The sequence below is a fragment of the Amorphoplanes friuliensis DSM 7358 genome (assembly GCF_000494755.1).
Lineage (GTDB): Bacteria > Actinomycetota > Actinomycetes > Mycobacteriales > Micromonosporaceae > Actinoplanes > Actinoplanes friuliensis.
On sequence record NC_022657.1, the window covers coordinates 6502189 to 6519188 of the forward strand.

General features: G+C 71.1%; 12 protein-coding genes. 1 reads left to right on the plus strand and 11 read right to left on the minus strand.

The window, feature by feature from the left end; genetic code table 11:
* Position 1: 1 nt before the first annotated feature.
* The 3 genes from AFR_RS29995 to ald form a co-directional block, all read right to left on the minus strand.
* Complete coding sequence (locus tag AFR_RS29995; protein ID WP_023560572.1) at positions 2-934, minus strand: ParA family protein; 933 nt, start codon at positions 932-934, stop codon at positions 2-4.
* 112 nt (positions 935-1046) lie between these two features.
* Positions 1047-1958, minus strand: a complete 912-nt coding sequence (locus AFR_RS30000; protein ID WP_023560573.1) for a site-specific tyrosine recombinase XerD — start codon at positions 1956-1958, stop codon at positions 1047-1049.
* A gap of 8 nt (positions 1959-1966) precedes the next feature.
* Positions 1967-3082, minus strand: a complete 1116-nt coding sequence (gene ald / locus AFR_RS30005; protein WP_023560574.1) for an alanine dehydrogenase — start codon at positions 3080-3082, stop codon at positions 1967-1969.
* A 208-nt stretch (positions 3083-3290) separates the two neighbouring features.
* Between ald and AFR_RS47515 the strand changes: the two genes are divergently transcribed.
* The gene (locus AFR_RS47515; protein WP_023560575.1) at positions 3291-5693 is read left to right on the plus strand and encodes an MsnO8 family LLM class oxidoreductase; all 2403 of its coding nucleotides are present in this window, start codon (positions 3291-3293) and stop codon (positions 5691-5693) included.
* A 19-nt stretch (positions 5694-5712) separates the two neighbouring features.
* Here AFR_RS47515 and AFR_RS30020 read toward each other — a convergent pair whose 3' ends face one another.
* The 8 genes from AFR_RS30020 to steA form a co-directional block, all read right to left on the minus strand.
* A complete protein-coding gene (locus tag AFR_RS30020; protein ID WP_023560576.1) occupies positions 5713-6309 on the minus strand; it encodes an NUDIX domain-containing protein in 597 nt (198 codons plus the stop codon).
* The gene (gene pyrG / locus AFR_RS30025) at positions 6306-8024 is read right to left on the minus strand and encodes a CTP synthase (protein ID WP_023560577.1); all 1719 of its coding nucleotides are present in this window, start codon (positions 8022-8024) and stop codon (positions 6306-6308) included. The genes AFR_RS30020 and pyrG overlap by 4 nt, the downstream gene beginning before the upstream one ends.
* A gap of 129 nt (positions 8025-8153) precedes the next feature.
* A complete protein-coding gene (locus AFR_RS30030) occupies positions 8154-10910 on the minus strand; it encodes a hypothetical protein (protein WP_023560578.1) in 2757 nt (918 codons plus the stop codon).
* Positions 10907-12037, minus strand: a complete 1131-nt coding sequence (locus AFR_RS30035) for a glycosyltransferase family 4 protein (protein WP_023560579.1) — start codon at positions 12035-12037, stop codon at positions 10907-10909. The genes AFR_RS30030 and AFR_RS30035 overlap by 4 nt, the downstream gene beginning before the upstream one ends.
* Entirely contained in the window at positions 12034-13692 is a 1659-nt protein-coding gene (gene murJ / locus AFR_RS30040; protein WP_023560580.1) for a murein biosynthesis integral membrane protein MurJ, read from the minus strand. Before murJ ends, AFR_RS30035 begins: the two co-directional genes overlap by 4 nt.
* Positions 13689-14555, minus strand: a complete 867-nt coding sequence (locus tag AFR_RS30045; protein WP_023560581.1) for a hypothetical protein — start codon at positions 14553-14555, stop codon at positions 13689-13691. Before AFR_RS30045 ends, murJ begins: the two co-directional genes overlap by 4 nt.
* A gap of 267 nt (positions 14556-14822) precedes the next feature.
* Positions 14823-15752: a copper transporter gene (locus tag AFR_RS30050; protein WP_023560582.1), complete on the minus strand. Its 930-nt coding sequence runs from the start codon at positions 15750-15752 to the stop codon at positions 14823-14825.
* A gap of 27 nt (positions 15753-15779) precedes the next feature.
* Positions 15780-16958: a putative cytokinetic ring protein SteA gene (steA, locus tag AFR_RS30055; RefSeq protein ID WP_023560583.1), complete on the minus strand. Its 1179-nt coding sequence runs from the start codon at positions 16956-16958 to the stop codon at positions 15780-15782.
* Positions 16959-17000: the final 42 nt, after the last annotated feature.

Here is a 17000-nt window from a genome sequence, read left to right on the forward strand (position 1 = left end):
GTCAGCCTCGTTCGTCCTTCGCGGCGATGACCTCGCGGGCGAGCTGGCGGTAGTTGCGGGCGCCGGACGAGGCCGGGTCCAGGCTGGTGATCGGCGCGCCGGCCACCGTGGACTCCGGGAACTTCACCGTCTTGGTGATGACCGTCTGGTAGACCTTGTCGCCGAACGCCTCCACGACCCGCTGCAGCACCTGGCGGCAGTGGGTGGTGCGGCTGTCGTACATGGTGGCGAGGATGCCTTCGAGCTCGAGGTCGAAGTTGAGCCGCTCGCGGACCTTGTCGATGGTGTCGAGCAGCAGCGCCACACCGCGAAGGCTGAAGAACTCGCACTCCAGCGGGATGAGCACGCCGTGCGCGATGGTCAGGGCGTTGATCGCCAGCAGGCCCAGGGAGGGCTGGCAGTCGATCAGGATGAAGTCGTACTCCTTGCGGACCGTGCGCAGGACCCGGGCCAGCGCCATCTCGCGGGCGACCTCGTTGACCAGCTGGATCTCGGCCGCGGACAGGTCGATGTTGGCCGGCAGCAGGTGCAGCCCGGCCACATCGGTCTTGATGATGACGTCCTCGGCGGTGACATCGTCCTGCATGAGCAGGTTGTAGATGCTCAGGTCGAGGTTGTGCGGGTTGACGCCGAGACCGACCGAGCAGGCGCCCTGCGGGTCGAAGTCGACGAGCAGCACCTTGCGGCCGTACTCCGCCAGCGCCGCACCCAGGTTGATGGTCGTCGTGGTCTTGCCGACGCCACCCTTCTGGTTGGCGAGCGCGATGATCCGCGCCGGGCCGTGCCGATCGGTCGGCATGGGCTCGGGGATCGGGCGGCGCATCGTGTACGCCGTGGGGTCGGCGGGTCCGAGGTCGGCACCGAGATCGAGGGAGCTCTGCTGGTCGCGCAGGGCCGAGGTCCACGCCTCCGCGCGATCGTGGTTCCCGCTCATCTACCTAGCCCCCTCTCGACCCGCAGCCGGAGCCGATGCCCGACTGTACGCCACGGAGACCGCCCATCCGGGGTCAGCCGTTCGGCGTGTCGCGCCGACTCACGCTCACCTTTCAACGAGCGCGCGGGTGCGAGGTCGCGTACACCTCGCGAAGTCGGTCCACTGTCACCAGGGTGTAGACCTGCGTGGTCGTCACGGAGGCGTGCCCGAGCAGCTCCTGGACGACGCGGACGTCGGCGCCGCCGTCGAGCAGATGGGTGGCGTAGGAGTGCCGCAGTGTGTGCGGGGACACGGCGTGGGGTCCCTCGACCGGGAGCCCGGCGGCCTCGGCGGCGCGGTGCAGGATCGTCCACGCGCTCTGCCGCGACAGCGGTCCCCCGCGCTGGTTGAGGAAGACCGCCGGTGTGCCCCGGCCCTTCGACGCCAGTTCCGGCCGTTGCTGCACCAGGTACGCCTCCAGCGCCGTCCGGGCGTACCGTCCGAGCGGGACGAGCCGGGTCCGCCCGCCCTTGCCGTGCAGGGTGACCGCCGGATCGCCCTCGAAGGACAGGTCGTCGACAGCCAGACCGACCGCCTCGGAGATGCGCGCGCCCGTGCCGTACAGGAACTCCAGCAGGGCCTTGTCGCGCAGCGATGTCGGGACCTCCAGCAGCCGCGTGACCTGGTCGACGTCGAGGGCCTTGGGCAGGCGTTTGGGCGGGGCCGGCGGTTTGACGTCGCGGGTCACGTCGTGCGCGACGATGCCCTCGCGGGCGGCGAAACGGTGCAGGCCACGGACCGCGCTCATCGCCCGGGCCGCCGACGCGGTCGACAGCGCCGGATGCTCGGGCGAGCCGGTGCGCAGCTGCGAGAGATGCGAGAAGACTTCGGCTTCGGTGACCGCGGACAGCTCGGTGACGTCGGCCGCTTCCAGGGTCTCCAGGTAACGGTCCAGGTCCCGCCGGTACGAGGCCAGGGTGTTGCGCGACAGGCCGCGCTCGACCGTGAGGTGATCGAGATAGGTCTGCACGGCCCGTCGCAGCACCGCTGAACTCAGCTGAGCACCTCGGCCAGGCTCAGCGCCTGCATGCCGTGCGCCTCGGCCACCGGCCCGTACGTGACGTGCCCGTCGTGGGTGTTGAGGCCCAGGGCCAGCGCCGGGTCGGCCTTGATCGCGTCGCGCCAGCCCAGGTTGGCCAGCTCCAGCGCGTACGGCAGGGTGACGTTGGTCAGGGCGTAGGTGCTGGTGTGCGGGACCGCACCCGGCATGTTGGCCACGCAGTAGAACATCGACTCGTGGACCTTGTAGACCGGGTCCGCGTGCGTGGTCGGCCGGGAGTCCTCGAAGCAGCCGCCCTGGTCGATCGCGATGTCGACGAGCACACTGCCCGGCTTCATCCGCGAGACGAGGTCGTTGGAGATCAGGTTCGGCGCCTTCGCGCCGGGCACCAGCACCGCGCCGATCACCAGGTCGGCGTCGATGACGGCCTTCTCGATCTCGTACGCGTTGGACGCGATCGTCTGCAGGTGTCCGCGGTAGTCGGCGTCGGCCGCACGCAGCCGGGCGATGTTCTTGTCGAGCACCAGCACCTCGGCCTGCATGCCGAGCGCGATCGCCGCGGCGTTCATGCCGGAGACACCCGCGCCGATGACAACGACCTTCGCGGCGTAGACGCCGGGGACGCCACCCATGAGCACGCCGCGGCCGCCACCGGAACGCATCAGGTGGTACGAGCCGACCTGCGGCGCGAGGCGCCCGGCAACCTCGGACATCGGCGCGAGCAGCGGCAGGCTGCGGTCGGGCAGCTCCACCGTCTCGTACGCGATGGCGGTGACCCGGCGGTCCAGCAGCGCGTCGGTGCACTCCTTCGACGCCGCCAGGTGCAGGTAGGTGAAGAGCAGCTGGCCCTCACGCATGCGGGCGTACTCCTCGGCGATGGGCTCCTTGACCTTGAGGATCAGGTCACCGGTCGCCCACACCGCGTCGGGGCCCTCGAGGATCGTGGCGCCCGCGGCGGTGTAGTCCGCGTCCGTGATCGAGGACCCGGCACCCGCGCCGGCCTGCACGAACACCTCGTGGCCGGCCCGGTTCAGCTCGAAGACCCCCGCGGGGGTGATCGCGACCCGGAACTCGTTGTTCTTGACTTCGCTCGGAATGCCGACCTTCATCGAGTCGACACCGTCCTTTCCGGGAGAGACGTCGATGGCTCATACCCGAGACGGGCTGCTTCGCAGACTACCGTCCCACCAAGTGGAAGATACTGCCGCTGTGTTACCTGAAGATCAAGAAGAACTAACCTGGCCATGCCCCATCCGGCTCCTCCGTCACTGCAGGCATCGATCAGTTCTTGTCGTACCCCGGTGAGAATGTGTGCCGGTGCACCTGCGTTACCGATTTCGGATCTACCCGGACGCCGCCCAGCGCCTCGCACTGGCTCGAGCGTTCGGCTGCGCTCGCGTGGTCTTCAACGATGGCCTGCGCATGCGGCGTCAGGCGTGGGAACAGGGCCTTCCGTTCGTGACGAACAGCGAGCTGTCCAAGCAGGTGATTACCGTTGCGAAGAAGACGCCGGAACGGGCCTGGCTCAGTGAGGTCTCCACCGCGGTGCTTCAGCAGGCACTCGGAGATCTCAACGAGGCGTACCGCAACTTCTTCGGTTCTGTGTCAGGCAAGCACAAGGGCCAGAAGATGGCTCCGCCCCGGTTTCGCTCTCGCAAGGACAGCCGGCAAGCGATCCGCTTCACCAAAAACACCCGGTTCAAGATCCTGGACAACGGCAGGCTGCGCTTGCTGAAGGTCGGCGACGTTGCCGTGCGCTGGTCGCGCAGTCTGCCCTCCGAGCCCACCTCGGTGACGATCATCCGGGATGCGGCAGGTCGATACTTCGCGTCCTTCGTTGTCCAGACGGCCGGGAATGACATCCTGCCGCCCCTCGCAACTGAGGTCGGCATCGATCTTGGTCTGACCCACTTCGCCGTGCTGTCGGACGGCACGAAGATCACAGCTCCGAAGTTCCTGCGGCGCGCCGCACGCAAGCTTCGGCGGCTACAGCAAAGTCTGGCCCGCAAGCAGCCGGGCAGCGCGAATCGGAAGAAGGCCGTTGTCAAGGTGGCCCGCGCTCATGCCCGGGTCGCCGACAGCCGGCGGGACTGGCAGCACAAACTCTCCACGACGATCATCCGCGACAACCAAGCGGTGTACGTCGAGGACCTGTGTGTTGCCGGTATCGGGCGAACGAGGCTCGCCAAGTCCGTCCACGACGCTGGGTGGGCTAACTTCACCACCATGCTTGAGTACAAAGCAGCCCGGCACGGACGAACCTTCGCCAAGATTGACCGGTTCTTCCCCTCGACGCGGCAGTGCTCAGCATGTGGCCTGGTCGGCGAGAAGATTCCGCTCAGCACCCGCACGTGGAATTGCGTCTGCGGGACAAGCCATGACAGGGACATCAACGCCGCGCTGAACATCCTGGCCGCCGGACGGGCGGACAGGCTAAACGGCCGTGGAGCGAGCGTAAGTCCGGTATCTGTGCCGGCAGCACGCGGTGAAGCGGAAATCCGCTCGGGCGCCGTGCAGATCGTGCGACGTGCCGGGAATCCCCGACCTTCTGGCGGGGAGAACGTCAAGCCGAGCATCACAACATTCGAACAGCACGGGGACACTTCACAGCTTGAAAGTCACCCGGTCCGCAAGGCTGGTGACGATGCTCACGCCGGACAGCAAGCAGTTGGTAACCGGTCAGGTCAGGCGGACGATCGGTGGATGGACGCCACTCCGCTACCCCTGTCCCTGCTCGATCTGGCACCGATCGCCCCCGGCCACGACGTCCGGGAAAGCTTCCAGGCCAGCGTCGAGCTTGCTCGCGCTGCTGAACGCAGTGGCTACCGGCGGGTCTGGTTCGCCGAGCACCACAACATGGCGTCCATCGCCTCATCAGCGACCAGCGTGCTCATCGGTTACATCGCCGCGCACACGGACACGATCCGGCTCGGCGCCGGCGGGATCATGCTGCCGAACCACTCGCCGCTGGTGATCGCCGAGCAGTTCGGGACCCTCGCGACGCTCTTCCCCGGGCGCATCGACCTGGGGCTCGGGCGGGCGCCGGGCAGCGACCAGAACACGATGCTGGCGCTGCGGCGCAACCCGATGTCGGCCGACACGTTCCCGCAGGACGTCCAGGAGCTGCTGGGCTACCTGAGCGGCAAGACGCTGGTGCCCGGCGTGCAGGCGGTCCCCCGCGCGCCCGAGATCGTCCCGCTCTACATCCTCGGGTCGTCGCTGTTCGGCGCGCAGCTCGCGGCCCAGCTGGGCCTGCCGTACGCGTTCGCCTCGCACTTCGCGCCGACGCACCTGCACCAGGCCGTCGAGGTCTACCGGGAGACGTTCCAGCCGTCCGCGCAGCTCGAGCACCCGTACGTGATCGCGGGCGCCAACGTTTTCGCCGCCGACGACCACGACGTCGCCGAGCAGCAGATGAAGGTCGCCTACCGGGCGCGGACGCGGGCGATGATCTCGCGGGGCTCGGTCGGGCAGAACTTCACCGACGCCGAGATCGACGCGTTCCTGGCCTCACCGAACGGCCGCCAGCTCGCCGCGATGACCAAATACACCGCCACCGGTACGCCCGGAGAGGTCCGCGCGTACCTGGAGGACTTCGCGGCGTCCTGTGGCGCCGACGAGCTGATCGTCGCGCACTACGCCAACGACGTCGCCGACCGGGTGCGCTCGGTCGAGCTGACCGGCCAGGCGATGATCAAGGCCGGTACGCCCGCTTCCTAGGCGTACCGGCTCGGTGATCTCAGATCGCCGGGGTGTCCGACGGGCGCAGCGTGGCCCAGCCGTCGTCACGGGCGCGGGCGGCGGCCAGCAGGCCGCCGGCCGCGGCCGCATTGGTGATCTCGCCCCGCAGGACCATGGCCACGGCCTCGTCGAGGTCGCACCAGACGAGCTCGATGTCGGCTTCCTCGTCCTGGCGGTCGTGACGCTCGTCGTCGGGCACCGCCGAGAGCTCCCGGGCCAGGAAGATCCGGATCGTCTCGGCGCTGAAGCCCGGCGAGGTGTGCAGGTCGATGAGCAGGTCGAAGCGGGCGGCGTTGAGGTCCGCCTCCTCGGCCAGCTCCCGGGCCGCGGCGACGACCAGGTCCTCGCCGGCCACGTCACGCAGGCCGGCCGGCAGCTCCCAGAGCTTGCGGCCGACCGCGTGGCGGTACTGCTTGATCAGCGCGACGCGACCGACCTCGTCGAGGGCGACCACACCGACCGCGTTCTTGTTGAGCACGACGTCGCGCTTGGCGGTGCCCCCGCCGGGCATCGTCACCTCGTCGGTGTGCACCGAGAAGATCGGCCCGTCGTAGCGCTCGGTGCGCGACAACGTCTCGTGCTGAAAAGCGGTCATGACGCAGCGACCGCGGCCTTCTCGGCCTTGACGCCCTCGGCGACCTCGACCGGGAGCTCGTCGGCGGCGGCGTACTCGACCGCGGCCTTGACGAACGCCGCGAACAGCGGGTGCGCCCGGGTCGGCCGGCTCTTGAGCTCCGGGTGGGCCTGGGTCGCGACGAAGAACGGGTGCTTGTCGCGGTCCAGCTCGATGAACTCGACCAGGCGCCCGTCGGGCGACGTGCCCGAGAACGTCAGGCCGGCCTTGGCCAGCCGGTCGCGGTAGGCGTTGTTGACCTCGTAGCGGTGGCGGTGGCGCTCGGAGATCTCGGTGCTCTCGTACGCCTCCGCGACGACCGAACCCTCGACCAGCTTCGCGGGGTACGCGCCGAGGCGCATCGTGCCGCCCAGGTCGCCCTTGCCCGCGACGATGTCCTGCTGGTCGGCCATGGTGGAGATGACCGGGTGCGGTGCCTTCTCGTCGAATTCGAGGGAGTTGGCGCCCTCGAGGCCCGCCATGTTGCGCGCGGCGTCGATGGTCATGCACTGCAGGCCCAGGCAGAGGCCGAGGATCGGGATGCCGTTCTCCCGCGCGTACCGGGAAGTGTTGATCTTGCCCTCGATCCCGCGGATGCCGAAGCCGCCGGGGATGACGATGCCGTCGACGCCCTTGAGGGCGGCGGCGGCACCGGCCGGGGTGTCGCAGTCGTCGCTGGGCACCCAGCGCAGCTGGACCCGGGCGTGGTTGGCGAAGCCGGCCGCCCGGATCGCCTCGCTCACCGACAGGTACGCGTCCGGCAGGTCGACGTACTTGCCGACCAGCGCGACCGTGATCGTGCGGCGCGGGTGGTGCACCCGCTCGAGCAGGTCGTCCCAGCTCGACCAGTCCACGTCGCGGAACGACAGGCCCAGCCGGCGCACGACGTACGCGTCCAGGCCCTCGCGGTGCAGCACCTTGGGGATGTCGTAGATGCTCGGGGCGTCCGGGCAGGCCACGACGGCCTCGCGGTCGACGTCGCAGTAGAGCGACAGCTTGTGCTTGAGCTTCTCGGGGATCTCGCGGTCGCTGCGGCAGACCAGCGCGTCGGGCTGGATACCGATGTTGCGCAGGGTGGCCACCGAGTGCTGGGTCGGCTTGGTCTTCAGCTCGCCCGACGGCGCCAGGTACGGCACCAGCGAGACGTGCAGGTAGAAGACGTGGTCGCGGCCGATCTCGTGGCGGACCTGGCGGATCGCCTCGAGGAACGGCAGCGACTCCATGTCACCGACGGTCCCGCCGACCTCGGTGATCACCACGTCCGGGGTGCGGCCGTACTCGTCGGGATCGGCCATCGCGAAGATGCGCTCTTTGATCTCGTTGGTGATGTGCGGGATGACCTGCACGGTGTCGCCCAGGTATTCGCCGCGGCGCTCCTTGGCGATCACCGACGAGTAGATCTGCCCGGTGGTGACGTTGGCCTTGCCGGCCAGTGCCCGGTCCAGGAACCGCTCGTAGTGCCCGACGTCGAGGTCGGTCTCGGCACCGTCCTCGGTCACGAAGACCTCGCCGTGCTGGAACGGGTTCATCGTGCCGGGGTCGACGTTCAGATAAGGGTCGAGCTTCTGCATGACGACCCGCAGCCCGCGTGCGGTCAACAGATTGCCGAGGCTGGAGGCGGTGAGGCCCTTGCCCAGCGAGGAGGCGACGCCCCCGGTGACGAAGATGTGCCGCGTCTCGCGTGCTGTTGCTGCCAAGGCCTGCTCCCGTGGTCGGTCAGAAACGATCGTGCAGACCGGCGCGTTTCATCGCACCATCCACGGGATTCCACGGTAACACCATCGCCGGGCGACGCACGTTCGGGCTGCTCGTCACGCGTGTCCCCCTCAGCCACCCCGGACAGTCACGCCCGTTTTGTCGTTCACCTCGGCCAGGATGGGGCGCATGGACAGCCCCGGTCCGCCGGGGCCGTCGGTCTCGCCCTCCGGACGCGTACGGTCGGCCGCGTGCTCGAGCACCCGCAGCGTGGTGAGCACCGCCAGCGGCACCGCGACGGCCGCCGCCGCACCCGCGACCGCGAAGGCCGCCCCGCCGAGCACACCGGCGATCACCGTCGCCACGGTCGCGCCGGCCATGGCCGCGCGCAGCGCCGGATGCAGCCCGAAGACCCGGTTGAGACCGCCCCACGGCGAGAAACGGCAGAAGGCGAGCATCAGGACACCGATGAGCGCCAGCATCGTCAGCGGGCTGTCCAGGGCGTGGCCGTTGGACGTGGCGGCGCGCTGGATCGCCGGTCCGGCGGTGCCGTCGCCGAGCGCGGTCAGCGCCCGGCCCAGGCTCCCCTGCTCCTGCTCCGGGCGGCGCAGGTCCAGCACCGCAAAACCGATGGTCACGGCCAGCCCGGCGATCGCCGCCCAGGCGAACCGCGGGAAGGTCAGCCAGCCGCCGGTGCTGATCGCCGCGGCCACACACACCCCGGCGGTCACCGCGATCGCACCGACCGCGTCCGCACCCAGGTACGGGCTGCCGACCATCACCACACCGAAGCCGCCGATGAGCACCACGACGGCCGGGCGCCACGGGCGGCGTACCCACTGGGCCAGGCAGCCGGCGACGGTCAGGATGCCCGCGACGAAGACACCGAGGCCGACGCTGCCCACGCCCGAATACCGGGCGCCCTCGATCGCCGAATAGCCGGCGACCCCGTTGAGCTGCAGCTGAGCCCCGGTCAGCAGATCCACCCCGACCACCGTGGCGCACACGGCCGAGATCAACCCCATCGGCCACAAGGTACGCGGATAGCGCGGCGCGAACCGCACAGCGGCGGTCCCGACGGCGACCAGCCCGAACGTCAGCAACGCGAAGACGATGCCCGGCCGGCTCGCCCGCCACCACGGCGCCGCATCGGCGAGCAGCGCGGCCGGGATCGCCAGCGCCGCCGCGATGAGCAGCACCTCGACGCCGCGTACGAGCCACCGCGCCGCCGCGGCGGGCCCGGTCGGCCCGGCATGCCGCCGCGCCCTGATCATCAACGGCACGACCAGCAGGAACACCGCGAGTTGGGCGGCGGCGAGACCGGTGAAGAACGTCCCGGCGATGCCGAGCTGGGCACCGGCCCGCTTGTCCTGGTTGTGGTCACCGAGCATGGCGTCGGCGGGGTTCGCGGGGCGCCCGAGGGCTGAGAAGGCGCTGTGCCCGCTGAACAGGTTGTCCGGCGCGGGTCGGGACAGCGTGGTCAGCACGGTCGGAGCCAGGTCGACCAGCTGCAGGTAGCCGTCGCGGCCGGTGCCCGCGGAGGTCAGCCAGCCGCCCTGCCAGCCGGGCCCTTCGGCGATCGCCACGTGCAGACGTGAGGTGGTGTCGGTGTCGGACACGCCGGCGACCATGACCACCGAGCGTTCCGGCCTGGCCGCAACGATCCGCGCGAGGGTGGCGTCGGCCTGGGCGACCAGTGACTGCCGCGCCGGGCCCGAGCCGGTGACGGTGCCGAGGTCGACCATGCTGAGCACACACTGCGACAGCAGATCGCGGGGATCGTCGGGCAGGGTGTCCTCGTAGCGGTCGACGCGGCCGAACGGGCGTGCCGCCGCCACCGCCGCCCCGGGACCGACGGCCACGGTGCAGCGCAGGGACTCCGACAGCGCGCCCGGGACCGCGCCGTACGGCTGCTTGTCCTGGTTTTCGCGGACGACCCCGCTGAGCTGGGGAAGGTTGGCGCCGATGCCGTCGGGTTGCTCCAGGGCGGGCGCTACCGGTGGGCACTGGCCCTCGACGCGCTCGTCCTTCCAGATCGCGTAGTTGCCCGCGCCCAGAGTGAGCCAGCCGTCTGCCGGGCAGGTCGTGTGGTGCGCCGAGCGCACGGAGAGCCAGCCGATCGAACCTCGGGTCGCCTCCTGCCAGAGGGCTGGGGTGCGCTGCGGGTCGAGGTCGTCCCAGCGCAGGCCGGCCGCTCCCGCGAGGATCACATAGTCGGCGGTCTCCTGGGGCGCGCCTGTGGCCGGCCGGACTGCGAGGCCGGCGATGCTGGCGCCGGCGGCGAGCACGATCAAGAGGTAGGGCAGCCAGGTCTTGCCCCGGCGTGAGCGTGAGGGCGGGGCGGAGTCGGGGCGCAGGCCGCGTCGTAGGTTGCGCCAGACCTGAGTGGTCCAGGATTGCCTTCGCGTCGTCGGCCTTGCGGCGGGGGCACGCTTCGCATCGGCCGGCGTGGTCCCGGTCGACGGCCCAACTTCCTTGATGTTGGGCCCGCGCTTCACATCAGCCGGCGCGGCCTCGGCCCGCGGCCCAACTTCCTTGAAGTCGGGCACGCGCTTCCCACCAGCCGACGTGGCCCCGGCCGGAGACCCAACTTCCTTGAAGTCGGGCCCGCGCTTCACATCAGCCGACGCGGCCTCGGCCGGAGACCCAACTTCCTTGAAGTCGGGCGCGCCGGCCACCTTCGCTTCGACTGGCTTGACCTCAGCCGTCTCCGCGCCGACCGGCTCGGCGTCAGTCAGCCTTGTGTCGGCCGAGTCCGTGGCGGCCCCTGCCTCAACCTCAGCGGGATCGGTCGCCCGCGCATCCTGCGCTTGCTGGTCAGCGGCTGCTGCGTCCGTGCCGTGGGGGTCGGTCTCGGCCGGGTCGGGGCCGGGGTTGGTGTTGGTCACCCCTGGCCTGCCCGGGCGGCCGTGGTGAGCGAGGCGTAGGCGGCGAGGACGTCGGCGACCGTGTCGGCCTCGGTCGGCCAGGCGGCGGCCTGGCGCGGGCCGCGGGCGGCGTAGTCGGCGCGTTTGGCCGGGTCGGCGAGCAGCTCGCGCACGGCGGTGTCGAGCGCGTCGATGTCACCCGGCGGGATGAGCACCGCAGCGTCGCCGACGAGGCCGGGCAGGCCGCCGACGGCCGTGCTGACCAGCGGGACCCCGGCCAGCAGGACTTCCTGGGCGAAGAGCTGGCGCGCTTCCCAGTCGCTGGTGATCACGGCGAGGTCGGCGCCGGCGAGCAGGTCGGGGACGTCGTGGCGGTGGCCGAGGAGGTAGAACTTCGCGTGGAGTTCCGAGGCGCGCTGGGCCAGCAGCATGTAGCTGGGGCCGGAGCCGGCGACGACCACGACCGGCGGCGGGGTGAGGTCACGCCAGCGGGCGGCGGCCTCGAGCAGGACGTCGTAGCGTTTCTGCGGGTGCAGCCGCCCGACGGAGATGATCAGCGGGGTGTCCGGGGTCAGCCGGAACTCCGCGCGCACGGCCGCCCGGCTGCGCTTGGGAGCGGCGAAGGCGATCGGTGAGGCGACCGCGCCGAGGCGCACGTTGCGGGCGCCCAGCGACTTGGCGCGTTCGACGAGGTCCTCGGAGGCGCCGAGGGTGAGTGTCGCCGCACGGGCGACGATGCGTTCGACCAGCGCGGACGCCTGGCCGCGCAGGCCGCGGGCGAGCACGGCGTTGTGCCAGGTCACCACGAGCGGCGCGGCGGGACGGGCCAGCGACGCGACGAAGGCCGCGCGCAGGCCGTGCGCGTGCACGACGTCGAGGTCGCGGCCGGTCAGGGCCTTGCGCAGGGCCCGGACCGCGCCGGAGTCCTGCGGGCCCGGGTTGGCGGAGATCTCCACGGGGGCGAAGTCGGCGCCGGAGGCGGCGAAGCCGAACAGCTCGTCGGTGGCGGCGGGACCGCAGACCAGGACCCGGCAGCCGGCGGCGAGCAGTCCGCGCGCCAGCGACGCCACGTGCTGGCCGACCCCACCGGTGCTGGAGCCCAGCACCAGCGCCACCGAGCCGTGCCAGGCCTGTGCTGCGTCACTCACCCTGCGTCCTTCCCGTCCGGCGCCGAAGTCCTGCGGATCCGCCCGGTCACCCTGGTGACCAGGGGCCGCAGGTCGTGGCGGTCCAGCGGGTAGGTCACCGCGAGGAAGACGACCGCCACCACAACACCGCCCAGCATGCCCGAGAGCACGCTCACCCACCCTGCCGGGGTCGCGGGGCTCAGCGCCTCGACGACACCCCAGCCGGCCAGTCCGGCCGCGACCGCCGCCACGATACCCACGCCGGCCGCCCGGGGCAGTCCCGCGAGCGCGGCGGCCCCGGCGCGGCGGCGTACGGCGGTGACCAGCAACGCGCCCAGCGTGAGCATGCCGATGCTGTTGGCCAGGGCGAGTGCGAGGACCTTGTCGTCGCCGGGCAGCACGGCCACCAGCACCAGGGCCGCGCCGGCTGCGAGCGCCCAGCCCGCCGCGGTCGCCGCTGCGGCCGAGGAGGTCGCCCCGCGGGCGTAGAGAGCACGCGAGAGCAGGGCGAACAGCGCGTACCCGAGCAGTCCGGGCGCGAAGCCCGCGATGCCCGGCGCGGCCTGCGGCGTGTCCAGCAGGTCGGCCACGGGCCCGGCCACCGCGACCAGCGCGGCGGCACCCAGGCAGGCCAGCAGCACCACGGTCCGGGCGGTTCCGGCCAGCGTGGCGCGGTAGCCGTCCTCGTCCCCACGCTCGGCGGTAGCGGCCAATGTCGGATATGCGGCAGTAGCGAGCGGCACGGCCAGCACCGCCCACGGCAGCAGGTAGAGCGCCTGCGCCAGGTTGAAGCTGGTCAGATCACCCTCACCGGCGGCCAGCGCGAGCACCACCACGACCATGAGCTGCTGCGACCCGACGGTGACCGCGCCCGCCCAGCCGAGCCGGACCACCTGACGGCCCGCGTCCCCGGGGAACCGCAGCGCCGGGCGCAACCGCAGCCGCAGGCCCTTCAGCGGGATCAGCAGGCACAGGCTGAGCACGACCACCCCGAGCGTCGTGCCGAGCGAGAGCGCCAGCTCACCCCCGGTGGTCAGCTTGCCCAGGCCGGTCCCCCGGCCGTCGACCACCGCGTACGTCAGATACGCCCCCATCACGGTCACGCTGGACAGCAGCGGCGCGATCACCGGCCACGCGAAGCGGTGGTGGGCCTGCAGCACACCGGTCAGCACAATGCCCACGCCGTAGAGCGGCAGTTGCGGCGCGAAGATTCGCAGCATCCGCGCGCCGATCTCGTGCGCCTCGGGCGGCATGTTCGGCAGCAGGCCCACGATGTGCCCGGCGAAGAGCGCAACCAGGACCGCCAGCGGCACGAGCAGCACGAGCGTCCAGGTGAGCAGGGCGGACGCGACGGCGTTGACCCTGTTCCGGTCCCCCGCGGCGACGGCCCCGGCCAGCAGCGGGACGACCAGGCTGGCCAGCGCCCCGCCCGCGACCAGCTCGAAGACGATGTTCGGAACGGTGTTGGCGGCGTTGTAGAGGTCACCGAGCGAGTTCGCCTGCACGGTGCTGATGAACACGACCGTGCGCCCGAAGCCGGCAATCCGCGCCAGCACGGTCAGCCCGGCGATCAGCGCCGCCGCACCGACGATGCGCCCCGCCCCGCTGCGCGGCGCGGTTGCCGCAGGCTCGGAACCGGCGGTGGCGGTCTGGCCCTGGTCGGGGGTGTCGGTCATTCCGCCGGCCGGCGGCCCAGCGCGTCGAGTTCGCGCAGCCACGGCGTGTCCTGGATGACCTTGGTGAAGCTGACCTTCTCGCTGGCGGCCGTGAGCGCGGCCAGCACGCTCAGCGCCACCGCTCGTCCCACCGGCCCGGTCCGCGCGGCCAGAGCCACCCCGAGCAGCGCACCCAACGCGTTGGCGCCCGAGTCGCCCAGCATGATGTCCTCGCCCAGGTCCGAGGGCAGCAGTGCCGCGCCCGCCCCGAGCGTGCCCGCTGCGACCCCGGCACCACGTCCGACGGCGAGCGGCGTACCGATCAGGGCTCCGGCCTTGAGCGCGCGGCCGGGGCGCAGGTCGAGCAGGTTGAGCAGGTTGGCCGTGCCGGCGATGACTCCGGCGCCGAGCAGTACGTCGGTCGCGCGCCGCACGGCGCCGCCCTTGCGGCGACCGCGGTGAGCGCGCACGCCGGGGTCGCCGGCGAGCAGGGCGGCCCCGGCCAGACCGGCGGCGCCGACGCCTGCGATCTTGACGAGGCCGCTGGTCACCCGGCCTTCGCGCAGGGCGCCGAGGTGGCCGGCGAAGCCTTTGGCGGCCTTCTGCTCGGGCCGGTTGCCCGCGATGTCGTCGTAGAAGCCGACCGCGCCGGACGTAGCGCCCGCGGTGAACACGGCCGCGGCCACCGCCGGGCTGGTTGAGCCGACAACGGCACCGATCGTCGCGCCCGCGGCCAGTGCCGGACCACCCGCGAGAGTGACGGTGCGGCCGTGGAAGTTGGTGCGTTCCAGCTGGGCGGCGCGGGGATCACTGCGGATCCAGGTCAGCGCGGCGCGGGCCACGAGGGCACCGGTCCCGAACGACTTCACGACCCGCTTGGCCATCTGGCTGATCTCCTGACTCGCCGGGCCGCACCCTGAAGCGACCGACCGCCGAGTCTAGGCGGTGCCCGCCCCCACCCCGCGCAACGCGGTCCGTGCGGTCACGGACGTGGCGCAGCCCTGGCGCCGACCGGTCAACCGGCCTGCGGGACGTGCTTCCGGCCGCGCAACCAGCGCCGACCGGTCAGCAGCCTTGGGACTTGCTCCCGCCGACCGGTCAGCCGGCAGCCTTGTGACTTGCTCCCGCCCGCCGCAACCGTCGCCGACCGGTCAGCCGGCGGCCTTGGGGATCTGGGAGGTCGCGCCGGCCGAGAGACCGTACTGGCCGACCTTGCCGGCCACGACCCGCTCGATCACCGTCATCGCGGTGGCGAGGCGGCCCTGCTCGGTGCTGACGTTGTCCACCGTGGAGATCTTCTTGACCAGGTTCGGGTCGGCGCGGACCCCGGCGACCAGGTTGCCGTCGCCGATGCCGTTGCCGCCGACGACCAGTGGGCGGTTGTTGGCGAACTGGGTGGTGAAGGTCAGCGCGTTCTGGTTCTTCTTCGGTGCGTCGCGGTCGACGGGCGGCAGGCCCGAGACGACCACGGTCGCCTCCGCGCCCGGCACGATGTCGTCGGAGACCGACAGATAGCTGGGTTCCGTGTACGCCGCCAGCACCGCGGTCAGGTCGCTGGGCGTCACCGGCGTCGTCTGCTGCAGCAGCGCGATCGACAGCAGGGCGCTGGACGTCTCGACACCGTCGCTGTTGAGCGGCAGGCCCTCCGCGGGCACCGTGGGCTGCGAGGCTTTGTCGGCCAGGTCGAGCAGCTCGTACGCATTCGCGGGGTCGAAGAACTTGTCCTGGACCGTGACCGTGCCGGTGATCTTGGCGCCGGCGACCTTGAGCATCGCGGTGACACCCTCGGCGTAGTCCTGGCCGCTGGGCATGACCACGATGAGGATCTTGCGCTCGGCGAGCTTGCCGTTGAGCAGCGCGGGCGAGACCTCGGTGGCGAAGTCCTGGGTGCGGTTGAGCTCTTCGCGGTACTGGTTGGCCTGCTCGCGGTAGTTGCTGTTGTCCTTGCTCAGCGCGTCGACGCGGTCCTTGAGGGTGTCGGCGACCGGCCCGTTGAGCGCGGCCGTGCCGACCACCAGACCGATGGCCAGGGCAAGGAAGACCGCGGTGAGCGACACCACGTGGTACCGGAAGTTGATCACGCCAAAAGCCTCTTGGTCACTCGCGGATTAGAAGAGCTGTCCTAATTGGAAGACCAGATTGTCCCACCACTCGGACACCACGGAGAGATAGGCCCGGCCGACGGTGGAGACGGCCACGGCCGAGGCCATCGCCGCGACCGCGGAGAGCACGAGCAGCAGCAGCGACGAGCCGGAGATGTTCTGCTTGTAGAGCCGGCTCACGCCCTTGGCGTCGACCAGCTTGCCGCCGACCTTGAGCCGGGTCAGGAACGTCGAGGCCATGCCGCCGCGGCCCTTGTCCAGGAACTCGACGAGGTTGGCGTGGGTGCCCACGGCCACGATCAGCGTGGCGCCCTTGTCGTCGGCGAGCAGCATCGCCAGGTCCTCGCTGGTCGCGGCGGCCGGGAAGGTCACCGCCGGCACCCCGAGCCCGTGCACACGGTCCAGCCCGGGCGCGCGCCCGTCCGGGTACGCGTGCACGATCACCTCGGCCCCGCAGCGCAGCACGTCGTCGGTGACCGAGTCCATGTCGCCGATGATGATGTCGGGGGTGTACCCGGTCTCGACCAGCGCGTCGGCCCCGCCGTCGACACCGATGAGCACCGGCTTGAACTCGCGGATGTAGGGCCGCAGCACGTCCAGGTCGGCCTTGTAGTCGTAGCCGCGCACGACGATGAGCACGTGGCGCCCGGAGATCTGGGTCTCGACGTCGGGCACACCCACGCCGTCGAGCAGCAGGTCGCGCTCCTGCTTGAGGTAGTCCATGGTGTTCGCGGCGAACGCCTCGAGCTGCACGGACAGGCCTTCGCGGGCGTCGGCCATGGCGGCGGCGACGGTCTGCGTGTCCTGCTGGATGCCGGTGGCCACGGGTTCGCCGTCGAGCAGCACCGTGTCGCCCTCGATGCTGATCAGGTCGCCCTCGTTGATCCGGTCGAAGACTTCTTCGCCCAGGTCGTCGATGAGCACGATGCCGGCCTGGATCAGGACCTCGGGACCGAGGTTCGGATAGCGCCCGGAGATCGAGGGCTTGACGTTGAGTACCGCGGCGACGCCGACGGCGACCAGCGAGTCGGCGGCGACCCGGTCGATGTCGACGTGGTCGATGATCGCGATGTCGCCGGGGCGCAGTCGTCCGACCAGGCGCTTGGTCCGGCGATCGAGGCGGGCGGTGCCGGAGAAGGCTCCCGGTTCGACGCTCCGGGTCCGGCGCAAGGTGGGAAGTCGCATCCATGCCATCCTGACATGCCTGTTCACCCGTCACTCACGCGA

Bases quoted from the DNA above. Each gene is read 5' to 3' on its own strand.
- AFR_RS29995 (WP_023560572.1), bottom strand. From the start codon at position 934: ATGAGCGGGAACCACGATCGCGCGGAGGCGTGGACCTCGGCCCTGCGC.
- ald (WP_023560574.1), bottom strand. From the start codon at position 3,082: ATGAAGGTCGGCATTCCGAGCGAAGTCAAGAACAACGAGTTCCGGGTC.
- AFR_RS30020 (WP_023560576.1), bottom strand. From the start codon at position 6,309: ATGACCGCTTTTCAGCACGAGACGTTGTCGCGCACCGAGCGCTACGAC.
- murJ (WP_023560580.1), bottom strand. From the start codon at position 13,692: ATGACCGACACCCCCGACCAGGGCCAGACCGCCACCGCCGGTTCCGAG.
- AFR_RS30045 (WP_023560581.1), bottom strand. From the start codon at position 14,555: ATGGCCAAGCGGGTCGTGAAGTCGTTCGGGACCGGTGCCCTCGTGGCC.
- steA (WP_023560583.1), bottom strand. From the start codon at position 16,958: ATGCGACTTCCCACCTTGCGCCGGACCCGGAGCGTCGAACCGGGAGCC.